The 12,871-nt window shown below is 55.1% G+C and carries 15 protein-coding genes; 6 read left to right on the forward strand and 9 right to left on the reverse strand.

Features of this window, described 5'->3' with window-relative positions:
- Positions 1-73: 73 nt before the first annotated feature.
- The gene (rlmN, locus tag OGM60_00200) at positions 74-1,126 is read left to right on the forward strand and encodes a 23S rRNA (adenine(2503)-C(2))-methyltransferase RlmN (protein ID UYI99252.1); all 1,053 of its coding nucleotides are present in this window, start codon (positions 74-76) and stop codon (positions 1,124-1,126) included.
- Between the two features lie 190 nt (positions 1,127-1,316).
- Here rlmN and OGM60_00205 read toward each other — a convergent pair whose 3' ends face one another.
- The 9 genes from OGM60_00205 to rpmH form a co-directional block, all read right to left on the reverse strand.
- Positions 1,317-1,571 carry a hypothetical protein gene (locus tag OGM60_00205; protein ID UYI99253.1) on the reverse strand — a complete coding sequence of 85 codons (255 nt, stop codon included), beginning with the start codon at positions 1,569-1,571 and terminating at the stop codon, positions 1,317-1,319.
- On the reverse strand, positions 1,561-2,466 hold the full coding sequence (locus tag OGM60_00210) for a ParB/RepB/Spo0J family partition protein (protein ID UYI99254.1): 906 nt from the start codon (positions 2,464-2,466) through the stop codon (positions 1,561-1,563). The genes OGM60_00205 and OGM60_00210 overlap by 11 nt, the downstream gene beginning before the upstream one ends.
- Positions 2,453-3,259: an AAA family ATPase gene (locus tag OGM60_00215; protein ID UYI99255.1), complete on the reverse strand. Its 807-nt coding sequence runs from the start codon at positions 3,257-3,259 to the stop codon at positions 2,453-2,455. The genes OGM60_00210 and OGM60_00215 overlap by 14 nt, the downstream gene beginning before the upstream one ends.
- A gap of 134 nt (positions 3,260-3,393) precedes the next feature.
- The gene (rsmG, locus tag OGM60_00220) at positions 3,394-4,125 is read right to left on the reverse strand and encodes a 16S rRNA (guanine(527)-N(7))-methyltransferase RsmG (protein ID UYJ00132.1); all 732 of its coding nucleotides are present in this window, start codon (positions 4,123-4,125) and stop codon (positions 3,394-3,396) included.
- 101 nt (positions 4,126-4,226) lie between these two features.
- Positions 4,227-4,796: a KH domain-containing protein gene (locus tag OGM60_00225; GenBank protein UYI99256.1), complete on the reverse strand. Its 570-nt coding sequence runs from the start codon at positions 4,794-4,796 to the stop codon at positions 4,227-4,229.
- Between the two features lie 44 nt (positions 4,797-4,840).
- Positions 4,841-5,611 carry a YidC/Oxa1 family membrane protein insertase gene (locus tag OGM60_00230; protein ID UYI99257.1) on the reverse strand — a complete coding sequence of 257 codons (771 nt, stop codon included), beginning with the start codon at positions 5,609-5,611 and terminating at the stop codon, positions 4,841-4,843.
- A gap of 29 nt (positions 5,612-5,640) precedes the next feature.
- The gene (yidD, locus tag OGM60_00235) at positions 5,641-5,865 is read right to left on the reverse strand and encodes a membrane protein insertion efficiency factor YidD (protein ID UYI99258.1); all 225 of its coding nucleotides are present in this window, start codon (positions 5,863-5,865) and stop codon (positions 5,641-5,643) included.
- The gene (gene rnpA / locus OGM60_00240; protein UYI99259.1) at positions 5,862-6,200 is read right to left on the reverse strand and encodes a ribonuclease P protein component; all 339 of its coding nucleotides are present in this window, start codon (positions 6,198-6,200) and stop codon (positions 5,862-5,864) included. Before rnpA ends, yidD begins: the two co-directional genes overlap by 4 nt.
- A gap of 20 nt (positions 6,201-6,220) precedes the next feature.
- Positions 6,221-6,355 carry a 50S ribosomal protein L34 gene (rpmH, locus tag OGM60_00245; protein UYI99260.1) on the reverse strand — a complete coding sequence of 45 codons (135 nt, stop codon included), beginning with the start codon at positions 6,353-6,355 and terminating at the stop codon, positions 6,221-6,223.
- Positions 6,356-6,700: 345 nt separating this feature from the next.
- Between rpmH and OGM60_00250 the strand changes: the two genes are divergently transcribed.
- From OGM60_00250 to OGM60_00270, 5 genes are all read left to right on the forward strand, one after another.
- Positions 6,701-8,053, forward strand: a complete 1,353-nt coding sequence (locus OGM60_00250) for an ATP-binding protein (protein ID UYI99261.1) — start codon at positions 6,701-6,703, stop codon at positions 8,051-8,053.
- 15 nt (positions 8,054-8,068) lie between these two features.
- The gene (locus OGM60_00255) at positions 8,069-9,775 is read left to right on the forward strand and encodes a DnaA/Hda family protein (protein ID UYI99262.1); all 1,707 of its coding nucleotides are present in this window, start codon (positions 8,069-8,071) and stop codon (positions 9,773-9,775) included.
- A gap of 238 nt (positions 9,776-10,013) precedes the next feature.
- Positions 10,014-11,117, forward strand: a complete 1,104-nt coding sequence (gene dnaN / locus OGM60_00260) for a DNA polymerase III subunit beta (protein ID UYI99263.1) — start codon at positions 10,014-10,016, stop codon at positions 11,115-11,117.
- A gap of 9 nt (positions 11,118-11,126) precedes the next feature.
- Complete coding sequence (gene recF, locus OGM60_00265; protein ID UYI99264.1) at positions 11,127-12,233, forward strand: DNA replication and repair protein RecF; 1,107 nt, start codon at positions 11,127-11,129, stop codon at positions 12,231-12,233.
- Entirely contained in the window at positions 12,220-12,783 is a 564-nt protein-coding gene (locus OGM60_00270; GenBank protein UYI99265.1) for a DUF721 domain-containing protein, read from the forward strand. Before recF ends, OGM60_00270 begins: the two co-directional genes overlap by 14 nt.
- The last annotated feature ends 88 nt before the right edge of the window (positions 12,784-12,871 follow it).

Genomic DNA, 12,871 nt, shown 5'->3' on the forward strand with positions numbered 1-12,871 from the left:
CCTCTATAATTCCTGCAGCTGATACCATATTGTAGCGATACCCTCTACGTTTCCCCAAAATCGAAAGGCTTCCATGAATCCCAGGACTAAATCTCAAGACATTCGCGACTTGAGCCAAAACGATATTCGCGAACTTGTCGCCGAACTCGGCCAACCCGCTTTTCGCGCAAAGCAGCTCATCGAATGGGTTTTTGAGAAGAACGTTTGTTCGTTTGATGACATGACAAACCTTCCCAAGGCCTTCCGCGAGCAGCTGAAGGAGGCATTTGCCTTCGACACGCCGACCGAGCTCACCAAGCAGGTGTCTAAGGATGGCTCTCGTAAATACCTGCTCGAGTATCACGACGGCATCTCCGTCGAGACCGTCGGCATGCCTCGTCGCAACAAGCTGTCTGTCTGCGTATCTACCCAAGCGGGCTGTGGTATGGGCTGCGCTTTTTGCGCTACCGGCCTGAACGGCCTCAAGCGCTCACTGACCGCTCAGGAAATCGTTGACCAGGTACTCCACGTTTCCAACGACTTTGGTGAGCGCGCGACGAGCGTCGTGTTCATGGGCCAGGGTGAGCCTTTTGCCAACTATGACGAGGTCCTCAAAGCACTACGCATCCTTAATGACCCTGACGGAATCGGTATCGGAGCGCGTCATCTCACCGTCTCCACCAGCGGCGTTATTCCTGGTATCCGTAAGTTTGCCGACATTCCCGAGCAGTTCACGCTCGCCGTCTCGCTGCACTCCGCCATTCAATCCACCCGCAATAAACTCATGCCGGGCGTTAAGAAGTACACACTTCTGCGCCTTCACGAGGCCCTTCAGCTCTACACCGAAAAGACCGGCCGCCGTCCGACATACGAATACGCCATGATCGAGGGCGTCAATGACACAAACCCCGAGATGCAGGCACTCTGCGACTTCTGCGAGGGCACGCTGTGCCACGTCAACCTGATCCAGCTCAACGATATCGAGGGCAGCCCTCTCAAGCCGTCGCCGATCCATAAGGTTGAAGACCTTCAGCGTCGTCTTGAGTCCCGTGGTATTGAGACCACGATCCGCAACTCTCGAGGCAACGATATCGACGCCGCTTGCGGCCAACTCAAACAGCGCTTCAAGGTCCAGAAGAACGTGTAGGGGAGAACAACCTAAACGTTTCATGTGAAACATCGAACAGCCCCGGTTGCCTAATTGCAACCGGGGCTGTTTCATATCTATCAATAATCTGTATCGCTCAGTTGTTCAACAATTTTTCGTACGAAATAAGGGACCCCATTCTGGCGTTCAGAGAAGGACCCCTCAATAAAGGATAGTAATTGTTAGGTACCTAAAAGCCTACATTTTCCCATTGATGATTAACCCAATCTTGATTAATCTTCGGATTCTTAGTTACCTGAGCAGTACGCATAGCGACATCCTCAGTCATAACATCCATTTTCTTTTTGGACGTATCGACGATATCCTGCGCTCCGCGAAGCAGACAACCACGCAATTCATCATCTGTTGCGACCTTAAATCCTGCAAATACACCAACCGCAACAGTTGCAGCCAAAGCAAGAGCAGTCAGAACTCTATTCTTCATCCTGATCTCCCTGGTCAAATTGAATCATCTCGCCAAGAATGCGAGACAGCTCTTCCTCATCCTTAAACTCGATCTCAATCTTATTTTTGCCACGCGAGCTCTTCACTCGAACATTTGTGTTAAACACCTGACGCAATACACGTGCTGCCTTTTTAAAGGACTGAGGCGTTGCAGGTCGGGGCGTCTTAGGCGTCTCTCCGGCAGAAAACAGTGGAGCAAGATTTTCTGTCGCACGGACAGACAATCCCTCTGCAACAACCTTCTCAGCAAGCTTAATGCGCGCATCTTCATACGGAACAGCAAGGATTGCACGAGCATGACCGGCGGCCAGCCTTCCTTCGAAGATCATCTGCTGAACTACCTCTGGAAGATCAAGCAAGCGCAACGAATTGGTGATTGCAGAGCGAGACTTGCTGACAGCCTTTGACAAGGCTTCTTGAGTCATACCGCTTGAATCGATGAGCTGTCGATATCCCTTAGCCTCTTCGACGGGGTTAAGGTCAGAGCGCTGAAGGTTTTCAATCAGCGCGAGTGCGAGCATTTCCTCATCATCAACGTCCTTAATGATGACGGGGAGCTCTTCAAGGCCAGCAAGCTTTGAAGCCTGATAACGGCGTTCACCCGCAATAATCTCATAACCGTTACCGTGCTTGCGCACAAGAAGCGGCTGCAGAACGCCGTGCTCCTGGATTGACTCACTCAGCTCGCGAAGTTCAGTCTCATTGAAATGAATTCGTGGCTGATTTGGGTTCGGAATGATATCTTCGATTGGAAGTTTAGTTTCTGAAGCGGCATTTGATGCTGATGTTGCAGATCCACCAGTCTCATATTCAGCTTCCGAGACCAGTGCGTTGAGACCACGACCCAAGCCGCCGCGCTTCTTAGGACCAGGCACGCTTAATCACCTCTTTAGCAAGGTTCATATACGCCTTTGCACCCTTATTCTGTGGCGCATAGGTAATTACAGGCTCACCGAACGACGGTGCTTCTGAAATTTTAACTGTACGTGGAATCAAGGTCTTGAATGCCTTGTTGCCAAAGTACGATTGAACCTCTTCCACAACCTGGTTCGAAAGCGATGTGCGCGAATCGTACATAGTCATAAGCACGCCATAAGTATCAAGGCTCTTATTCAGGCGCGTTTTAACCATTTTCATCGATTCAAGCAGCTTTGTAACACCTTCAAGTGCGTAGTATTCGCACTGAATAGGAATCAAAACACTGTCCGCAGCTGTTAACGCATTAATGGTTAGCAAACCAAGCGATGGCGGACAGTCGATAAATATAAAATCAAACTCATCCTGAACAGGCTCAAGCAGATCCTTTAAGCGAGTCTCGCGGGCAATCGCACTGACAAGTTCGATTTCCGCACCCGCAAGCTGAATAGTAGCCGGAATTACAAATACCTTACTGCAATTTGTATCAAGAATGAGTGATTCTGCCGGGACATCGTTCAGCAATGCATCATAGATACAGTGATTGAGCTCTTCTTTCTCGATTCCAAAACCGCTCGTGCTATTTCCTTGCGGGTCAAAATCGACAATTAATGTTTTTCGGCCCAGTTCACCCAACGCTGCTGCAAGATTTACAGCTGTGGTGGACTTACCTACGCCGCCTTTTTGGTTGATGATAGCAATGATGCGCGTGTCTTTTGCGCTCTTAGAACGCTTAACGTCGCGAAATCCCACGGTCCCTCCTTGTGTGTATTAAAGCTGTCAAACGGAGGATGTTTCACGTGAAACATTCCGATTCGACATCGACTGCTATGTTTCACGTGAAACATATCGACTCGTCACTATCCATTATGTTTCACGTGAAACATCTAGGCAAGCGGATTCTTTTTTGCCATACCATTAGCACGCGGAAGAGAAACTGATGCCTGACGAGTCTTTTTAAGGATAATAAATTCGCGGTGACCCAGACCATTCGGCAAATCGAGATCGTCTGTCATGAGAGTGGTAAAGCCACATATCTTTGCAGCAGCAAGACCCGATTGAAGCTCCTTATCCGAGGGATTCCCCTTTGTAACAACAAAGAGGCCACCATCTTTTAGAAAAGGAGAGGCATACTCAACGAGAACCGGTAATGGCGCGAGCGCACGGGCGGTCACAACTGCAAATTGCTTCTTATGAGTTCGGGCATATTCCTCAAGACGAACGTGAACGGCATGAGCATGCTTAAGGCCAAGCTCCTTAACAAAGGAATTAACAGCATCAACTTTCTTGCCAACCGAATCGATATACACCGCTTTACGACCACTCGCAATGGTCAATGGAACACCTGGAAAACCAGCGCCGGTACCCATATCAAGCAAAGCGCCTTCAGGAGCTTTATCAATATAGGGTAGCAAAACAAGTGAGTCAAGAATATGAAGGACGGCTGCATCATCAACATTCAGGATGCGCGTTAGATTGGTAGTCTTATTGGACTCCAGAACAAGATCAAGATGCTGGATACAGACACGAAGGCTATCGTCGGAGACCTTCAAAGAATAGTCTTTACAATACGAAATTAGACGGCTCAGCATTTGGCTTGCCTGCTCATCAGATAACACAAACAAGACGACTCCTTTCTGACAAAAATCAGTGTATCAAGAACTTTTGACAAAAAAAGGGGACGTGGAAACCACGTCCCCTTAGCATAGACTCGAGAAGCTTATCGAGCAACAATCACAACATGGCGATCGGGATCAGAGCCCTCAGAGTGTGTGTCGACAGCATCGTTGCCACGAAGGGCAATATGGACCAGTCGACGTTCATAGGCATTCATGGGCGGCAGGGAAACACTCTTATGAGTGCGAATAGCACGCTCGGCGGCGGACTGGGCCATAGATGCAACCTTGTCCTGTCGACGGCTCTTATAACCCTCAACGTCGACGACGACCGGATACCTAAAGCCAAGCTTGCGGCTCACCAGCAGCGAGAACATAACCTGAAGGGCATCGAGGGTACGTCCGTGACGACCAATGAGAACAGCAAGATCCGGAGCGGTTACGTCCAGAATCAACTCACCCTCATCGCCCTCATACTCATCGATGGGAGAGTTCGCCGCATCGAAGTGCGAAAGGATGGAACGCAGAATGGAAATAGCCACATCGGCAATGGTGTCGAGCTCCTCATCGGTCAGCTCTTCACCAGCCTTGTAACGCTGTGCAATCTCGGGATAATCGCCCGCGACCTGCGGGGCAACCTCCTCAAGCATATCCTCGACGATCTCTTCAGACATAACGAACTCCAAAAGTTAGGTACCTAAATAAGAATAATGTCCCACTACTTTTTCTTGTGCGGGCGCGGCTTCTTCTCGCGACGAGTAACCTCGACCTGCAGCGGAGCATTCTTAAGACGCTCTTCCTCATCGGCCTTGGCCTTATCGATAACCTTCTGCGTCACGAAGATCTGCTGGACAACCTGCCAGGCGGAAGACACGTCGTAGTACAGCAGAACGCCGACGGGCAGGCTCCAGCCCATCCAAAGCATCATGACGGTCATCACGACGGCCATTATGCGCATGCTCTGGGCCTGCTGACCAGTCTGATTACGCGACATATACAGCTGCGGAATCAGGGTCAAGACGGCGAAGAGAATCAGGCAAACCAGCGCAGGCAGCGCAACCATAAAGCCATCGGCAAAGGAAGCGCTCGGCGTGGTGGTAAGGTCGGGCAAGATGTTGAAGAACGAGAACGTGCCGTCGCTAAAGTAGTTCGGCAGGTTACGCAGCAGCGTAAACAGGGCGAACAGGACAGGCATCTGGATCAACAGCGGCAGACAACCAGCCATGGGGTTGAACTTGTTCTCGCTGTAGAACTTCTGCATCTCCTCGGCCTGACGCTGGGGATCGTCAGCGTAGCGCTCCTGGATCTCGAGCATCTTGGGCTGCAGCACCTGCATGCGCGCCGTCGACTTTGTCGACTTGAGCATGAGCGGCGTCAGCAGCAGACGGATGATGACCACCAGGATGATGATGGACAGGCCCCAGTCGACCGCAAAGGTTTGGATGAGCTTGAGCAGCTCGAAAAGGATGTTAACGATCCAATCCCACATGTAAGTTTTCCTCCGATAGCGAGTGCCAACTAGGGCACAGGGTCATAGCCGCCGACGTGCAGGGGATTGCAGCGAGCGATGCGCCTCACGGCAAGCCAGCAGCCTCTCAAAACACCGTACTTCTCAATCGCCTGAACGGCATATTGCGAGCACGTTGGGTAATAAATGCAGGCATCAGGTAATAAGGGCGAAATAACCTGTTGATATATGCGAATAGGAGCGATGGCAACACGTCGCAAAACGTGATTGCTCATCGCTCCTCCCCGGCAACGCCGGCGCGTTTCATAAGCGAACGCAATGCCTTGTCCATCTCCTGCGGCGAGGAAATCCTCGTCTTGGGAGTCGCGAACAAGATGATGTCATAACCCGCAACGGGAAATCCGCAGCTGCGGGCGGCCTCGCGCATCACACGCTTAGAACGGTTGCGCACAACTGCACAACCGAGCCGTTTAGCACCAACGAAGGCGACCCTTCCGGAGTCGCCTTCGCCAACCGATTCACATATGGTCATTCGAATCAGAGGGTGATTGAAACGACGCCCCTGACTGAACACATGCTCGAAATCTTGCCGAGACTTAATAGTCTTCATGCGAGATGTGTGTATCGCTGCTAGACAGTGAGACGCTTGCGGCCCTTGGCGCGGCGACGGGCGAGCACGGCACGACCACCCTTGGTGGCCATACGGGCACGGAAGCCATGGGTCTTGGCACGCTTACGCTTATTAGGCTGATACGTACGCTTCATCTTAAGTTCCTCCTGCTGCATTTCGAGTGTCCGCGGGAGCGCGGACGCAGATATAGACACGTGAGCTTGAAGATTGTAGGGAAATCAACGTTCGAATGTCAAGAAATCAAAGGTAAAAGGTTGCGTAGTTCACACGGTTCCCCCATAAGCCCAACTGAAATTTGCGAGGTACGGCAACTTTTCACGATATTTCATCGAGTTTTCAACAGGTCATGTTGGCAATGTTGAGAACTTTTCGCCAGTTTTCCAAAGTTTTCAACAGGTTTTGAAAAGTTGTCGAAAGATGAGAAACATTGCACGGTGAGCTACTATTTGTTCGAAACCTTTTGAAAGATTGCGAGCGGCATGTCTGACGACTTTTACACCATGGTCGATTCCGGAGACCCGGCACCCGACAACGAGCACATCACCGGCGTGCGCGAAAAGCGTGGCGAGGAAGAGCAGACCGCTGCGGAAGCACAGGCCGCCATGTATGCCGCACGTATCGCGGTCTATGACGACATGCTGTCGACGCCGCGCGTCATCGTCATCGAACCGAAGGACGTGCGCACCTATCTGGAAGAGACAACCAACACCGTCTACCAGTGCATGAAAGAACAGGGCGGACACATCTCGCTCATGGTTATCCGCGAGATTGTCGAAAACTTTATCCACGCCCACTTTGCAGAGCCCATCATCTCGATCCTGGACGGCGGCGATACCATCCGATTCGCAGACCAGGGACCGGGGATCGATGACAAGGAGCGCGCGTTCGACTTTGGCGTTACCAGCGCAAACAGCAACATGAAGCGATACATCCGAGGAACCGGAGCCGGGTTTCCCATGGTGCAGGAGTACCTGGAAAACGCCGGCGGCGCCGTATCCATCGAGGACAACATGGGCAACGGCACCGTGGTCACGGTAAGTCTGAACCCCAAGCGCGTGCAGGAAATCGAGCGTGCCGGAGGACGAGGGGCCGCCGTACGCCCCGAGACGGAGCAGCCGGCATACGCCCTACCCAGCACGTTTGCACAGCAGCCCATGACGGCACAGCAGATGCAGCAACCCGTGGCGCGCATGCAGCAGCCTGGAGCTTTTCCCGCGCAAGATCCCCAGGTATTACTGGGCCACACGGCGCAAAACATGCCGGAGGGCATAGGCTCGGCAGATCTGGACACAGGCGCCGTTCAGCAGACGGCGGCCATGCCAAACGTCCCGCAAATGGGCTACCAACCGTACCCGCAAGGGTATCCTCCCCAATATATGCCGCAGCAGGGATACGCCCAGCCGTATCCTCAACAGTATCCCCAGGGGTACCAGCAGCCGTATCAGCAGATGCCACAGGGGCAATTTAACCCTTGGGCCCAGCAGATGCCCCCGCAGCCTTACCAACAGTGGCCGCAAAGTTTTCAACAGCAGATGCCACCCATGCAGAGTTCTCAACAACCAGCAGCTCAAATGATGTATCCTAATGCGGCGAATCAATACGCACAACCGCAGTCGGACGTGTTTGTAGGCGAGCGCGGCAACGCCGCATTAGGGTATCTGGCCCAACATCAAGAGTGTGGCGCAACGGACTTGGCGCGAGCGTTTGGAAACTCCGCACCCACCTGGTCGCGCACGCTCAACGATTTAGCGCAGGCGGGCTTGGTAATCAAACATGGGCAGAAATATCATCTGACCGAAATCGGAAGCGCTCGCGTGCGGGCTCGAGATTAAGGAACGGGAGAGACAGTGGACGAGGAAGCAAGCATCATCCTGGGGGATGCCATCGCCTTTTGCCAGCGCGACGGCCAAGATGCGCGCCTCATCAACATGCTAGGGCAATCGCGCGCCGTGAGCCTAACCGAGGACACCTTGACGATTGAGGCCCCCTCACGATTCGCCATCGCTCAGCTTAAAAAACATCAGCCGACCATCGAGGCATACCTGGAAGAGATTGCCTTTGCGCCGATTGCGCTCAACATCGTGGCACCGCAGGGCTCCGCGGCCGATAACGCCGTGTCTGCGGCACCCGTCGTCCCCCCGGCGGCGCCAGCTGCCGCCGCAGTGTCGACTCCCGAGCATCAAATCGGCGATGTTTCCCGTGAAACCATGCCCGCCGCCTCGACGTCGGCAACCCCCATGCCCGCAGCCACACACATGCCTATCTCGCACGACGCAACGCCGGGCGAGGATTCGGGCATCGCAATCAAAAACACGCTTTCAGCCGACGATTTCCGCCGCATGATGGACCAGATGAAAGGCGGGGCGCCTGCAAAAAGCGCAAAACCAGCCTCAACATCGCCCACGAGCGCCCCCGTAGCTGCGGCACCGGTCGAGCAGAACACCGATGGCGCGCCGCTCGCGGCCAACTCAAAATTCACCTTCGAAAACTTTGTCTACGGCCCCGAAAACAGCCATGCCTATCGCTCGGCTCTCAAGTTTGCCGCACTCGCGGACGAACGCGGCACATGCACATCCCTGTTCATCTATGGCAAATCGGGGCTGGGCAAGACCCACCTGCTGCTCGCCATCAAAAACGAGCTCGCCGAAAAGTCGCCCGAGATCAAGGTGAAGTACGCCAACTCGCAGGCGTACCTCGATGACCTGATGACGGAGTTCGACCGCCAAAAGAAGAGCAACGCCCCCATCATGCAGGCATACCACGGCGTGGACGTGCTCATTATCGACGACATTCAAAACATCATCGGCAAGCGCGCAAGCGTGGACTACTTTTTCCAGCTCATGGACGAGTTTATCCGCAATAACAAAAAAGTCGTCATCGCAGCCGACCGCGCACCCAAAGACCTGAGCATGGACGAACGCCTGACCAGCCGCTTTAACGCCGGTATGCTCTGTTTGGTGGCGGAGCCCAGCTACGAGATGAAATACAAGATCTTGCAGCGTTACTACGAGAACACGATAGCCACCACGCCCGAGGCGGGTGACGACTCGCTGCTGGCGGCCTATGGCGGCGATGGCGGGCATCTGACCGACGATCATTTTAAACACATGGCGGAGGTGTCGGGAACCAACATCCGCGAACTCGAGAGCTTCTGCGAACGCTGCGCCGGCGAGGCAGGAGACCGCGAACGCGAGGGCAGCGAGCTCAGCTTCGACGACATCGACGCCATCGCAAGCCAATACTTCGATACGTCGGCCAAGAAGATCAACGTGCAGACGGTCCAGTCTGTCATCGAGGAGCAATACGGCGTGACGCACGAGGAGCTTATCGGACCGCGGCGCAACGCCAACATAGCCAAAGCCCGTCATATCGCCATCTATCTGGCCATCGAGATGTGCGAGATGACGACCACGGCGGTGGGCGCGGAGTTTGGCAACCGCAACCACTCGACCGTCAGCACGAGCTACAAAAAGGTTCAGAAGATGATTCAGGAAGACCGCACCGTAACCGAGGACCTCAAGTCGCTACGAGATAAAATTACACTGCGCTCGTAGGGAAATAGAGACATCTGTTGAAAACTTGTCGAAACGCCGGGCATAACGTGTCTAAAACTCACCCCAAGGCGACGAAAAGTTTTCCGCAGGTTTTGAACGTGGAAAACGCGGTCGGTTGCGCACAGGGTGCTGTCGATTCTCTTTTTGGGGTTGACCAGCGCTTTTGGAAGTAATCAACAGTTTCGTCAGTGCTATTACTATTATTAAGATATTTATATCTATAGAAAGGTATTAAAAGATGAAGTTCACCGTCAGCCAAAGCTCGCTCACGCAAGCCATCGGCGTCGTTATGAAAGGCGTCGCTTCGGCATCTACCCTTCCCATCCTGTCGGGCGTGCTCGTTAAGGCGCAGGACGGCATCTTGGAATTCCAAACCTCAAACTACACCATCTCGATTCGTCATCGCATTGCCGCGCATGTGGAAGAAGAGGGCGAGATGGTGATTCCCTGCAAGATGCTCTCGAACATCACGAAGACCCTTCCCGATGCCCCGGTTACTTTTGAGCTCTCGGAGCGTCAGGTACTGATCGGATGCGAGAAGAGCTCCTTCCGCCTCAACACGCTCGACGCCAACGATTTTCCCGAGTTCCCTGCCTATGCTATCGAGAGCGCAGTGGAGCTCCCGACCGACATCCTGTCCGAGATGGTCGGGCGCGTATGGCGCGTCACTTCGACCGATAAGGCCCGTCCCATCCTGGGAGGCGTGCATATGAAGGTCGAGAACAACACCGTGCGCCTGGTGGCAACCGACTCCTTCCGCCTGGCCGTATGCGACACCCAGGTCGAGACCTCGACGCTCGAGGGGTCCTTTGAGCTCAACGTCCCGGCTGACGCCTTCAACGACGCCCTGAGCATCATGGCCAGCCAGGCGACCATCATGATCGGTGCCACCGACACCCAGGTTGTCTTTGAGGCCGGCAACACCACCTACGTGTCGCGTCGTATCGAGGGTGTGTATCCCAACTACAAGCAGCTCATCCCCGATTCGTGCGTGACGAGCGTCAAGATCGACGTGGCGGCTTTTAATGCCGCCCTCAAGCGCGTGGCGGTCATCGCGAGCGCGAACCCCGCAGTCAAGTTCGAGATCGATGTCGAGAACGGCCAGATGGGCCTGTCCTCCATCTCCAATGACCAGGATCTGGCGCAGGAGACAATCGATGTCGAGGCCGAGGGCGAGTCGGGCACCATCGCCTTTAACTACCACTACATCTTTGGTTGCCTCAATGCCCTATCCAAGGAGAAGGAGATCACGCTGGAGCTCAAGAGCTACTCGCAGGCGGGTATCTTTAAGTCCTACGACAAGATCAACTATCTGTACCTGGTCATGCCGGTTCGCATCTAGCGCTGCGCCATGACCATGTTTGCCCGCAACCTTTCCGTCGCGCGCTACCGCAGTTTCGATAGCTACCGTCTTGACCTGGACGAAGGCGTGACGGTGCTTGCGGGACCCAACGCGGCGGGAAAGACCAACCTCATAGAGGCGCTGCAGCTTTTGACGAGCGGCGCCTCGTTTAGGCATCCCACCGCTACCGAGCTCGTGCACGACGGCACGGGCTCGTGCAGGCTCGCGTTGAGGCTCGAGGGCGATGGCCGCGTGCTCGATATGGGGCTGGGTGTTGAGGACGGCAAGCGCTCGTTTAGCCGTAACGGCAAGAGGTGCTCGGCTGCCGGCGTGCGCGGGGTTATGCCGAGCGTGCTGTTTTGCCCCGATCATCTGGATATGGTCAAGCGCGGCGCCAGCGTGCGCCGCGCCGCCCTCGATGACTTTGGCGTGCAACTGAGCGCCCGTTACGCCGACCTGGTGAGCACCTACGGGCGTTGCGTGACGCAGCGCAACGCCCTGCTCAAGGAGACCTGGTGCTGCCGCGAGATGCTCGGTGCGTGGAATGACTCCATCGCCCGCGCCGGGTCAGCCCTGCTCGTGCATCGTTTGGCCCTGCTCGACCGACTGGCGGGCCATGTGCGCGCCGCGTATGGGCAGGTGGCGTCCGGCGAGGACGCAGGCGTGTCCTATGTATCCACACTGGGGGATTTACCTCAAACCGAGGGGCGCGAGGAACTTAAGGACTGGGCATACGAGCATATGCTCGCGGCCCTCGATGAGCGTGCCGATGAGGAGATGCGCCGCGGCGTGACGCTTGTGGGTCCGCATCGCGACGAGATTGAGTTTTCCGTCGCGGGCCGATCGGCCCGTTCATTTGCCAGCCAGGGCCAGCAGCGAACGCTGGTGCTTGCCTGGAAGGTGGCAGAAGTGGCCGTGGCGCGCGATATCCTGGGCACCGCGCCACTGCTGCTTTTGGACGACGTGATGAGCGAGCTCGATGCCGGGCGGCGAGGCGCTTTTCTGCAGCTGATCGGTGATGATATCCAGACGGTCATAACCACCACCAATCTGGGGTATTTTACCGATGACCTGCTTGATCGAGCCAAGGTGGTGAGCATGGGTGAGACGTGCTAATTACGAGCGCGAGAACGGAACGGTTGCCTTTGGCGGCTTTTTGGATGCCGAGCGTCAGCGCATCCTGGCGGCCGCGACACCTGAGCGCCGCGCGCAAATGGAGGCTGCAGAGGAATCTCGTGCGGTCTATCGCGCCTGGAATGCGGTGTGCTCGGGCACGCGCGAGGGACGCCACGTGACGGGCCTGCGCTACCTGCCCGAGTCCAATGAGCTGCTGGTGTATCTCGATTCGCCCTCGTGGACGCAGGAGATGACGCTGCTGCGCGAGATCATCCGGGCACGCATGGAGCGGGCCGGCGCGCATGTGGACGGCCTGGTGTTCAAAACGACCGCGCCCGGTCACACGCCGCCGGCTGCCAAGGAGCGCCTGCGCCCAGCCGTGACCGAGCGCCCGCCGGCTCCGCACGCCGATCTCAGTGAGGCCGAACGCGGCGAGATTGAGCGCCAAGTGGCGCCCATCGAAGATCAAAAACTGCGCGAGGCCCTCGAGAATGCCATGAGAGCTAGTGCCGAGTGGGCCAAGGGCGTGCAAAGCAAGAAAGAGCCTTAAATCGCATCTGGTGGCCTTGTAGAGCCAAATACCCTCGCTCCCGAGGGTATTTTTTACGATAAACTAGTAAGGCTGTACACATTTTCTT

The organism is Coriobacteriaceae bacterium (genome assembly GCA_025757745.1).
Taxonomy (GTDB): Bacteria; Actinomycetota; Coriobacteriia; order Coriobacteriales; family Coriobacteriaceae; genus Collinsella.

What these genes read in the sequence shown, in the direction of transcription:
- rlmN (UYI99252.1), top strand. Translation starts at nt 74, where the DNA reads ATGAATCCCAGGACTAAATCTCAAGACATTCGCGACTTGAGCCAAAAC.
- OGM60_00205 (UYI99253.1), bottom strand. Translation starts at nt 1,571, where the DNA reads ATGAAGAATAGAGTTCTGACTGCTCTTGCTTTGGCTGCAACTGTTGCG.
- OGM60_00225 (UYI99256.1), bottom strand. Translation starts at nt 4,796, where the DNA reads ATGTCTGAAGAGATCGTCGAGGATATGCTTGAGGAGGTTGCCCCGCAG.
- OGM60_00230 (UYI99257.1), bottom strand. Translation starts at nt 5,611, where the DNA reads ATGTGGGATTGGATCGTTAACATCCTTTTCGAGCTGCTCAAGCTCATC.
- yidD (UYI99258.1), bottom strand. Translation starts at nt 5,865, where the DNA reads ATGAGCAATCACGTTTTGCGACGTGTTGCCATCGCTCCTATTCGCATA.
- rnpA (UYI99259.1), bottom strand. Translation starts at nt 6,200, where the DNA reads ATGAAGACTATTAAGTCTCGGCAAGATTTCGAGCATGTGTTCAGTCAG.
- rpmH (UYI99260.1), bottom strand. Translation starts at nt 6,355, where the DNA reads ATGAAGCGTACGTATCAGCCTAATAAGCGTAAGCGTGCCAAGACCCAT.
- OGM60_00250 (UYI99261.1), top strand. Translation starts at nt 6,701, where the DNA reads ATGTCTGACGACTTTTACACCATGGTCGATTCCGGAGACCCGGCACCC.
- dnaN (UYI99263.1), top strand. Translation starts at nt 10,014, where the DNA reads ATGAAGTTCACCGTCAGCCAAAGCTCGCTCACGCAAGCCATCGGCGTC.
- recF (UYI99264.1), top strand. Translation starts at nt 11,127, where the DNA reads ATGACCATGTTTGCCCGCAACCTTTCCGTCGCGCGCTACCGCAGTTTC.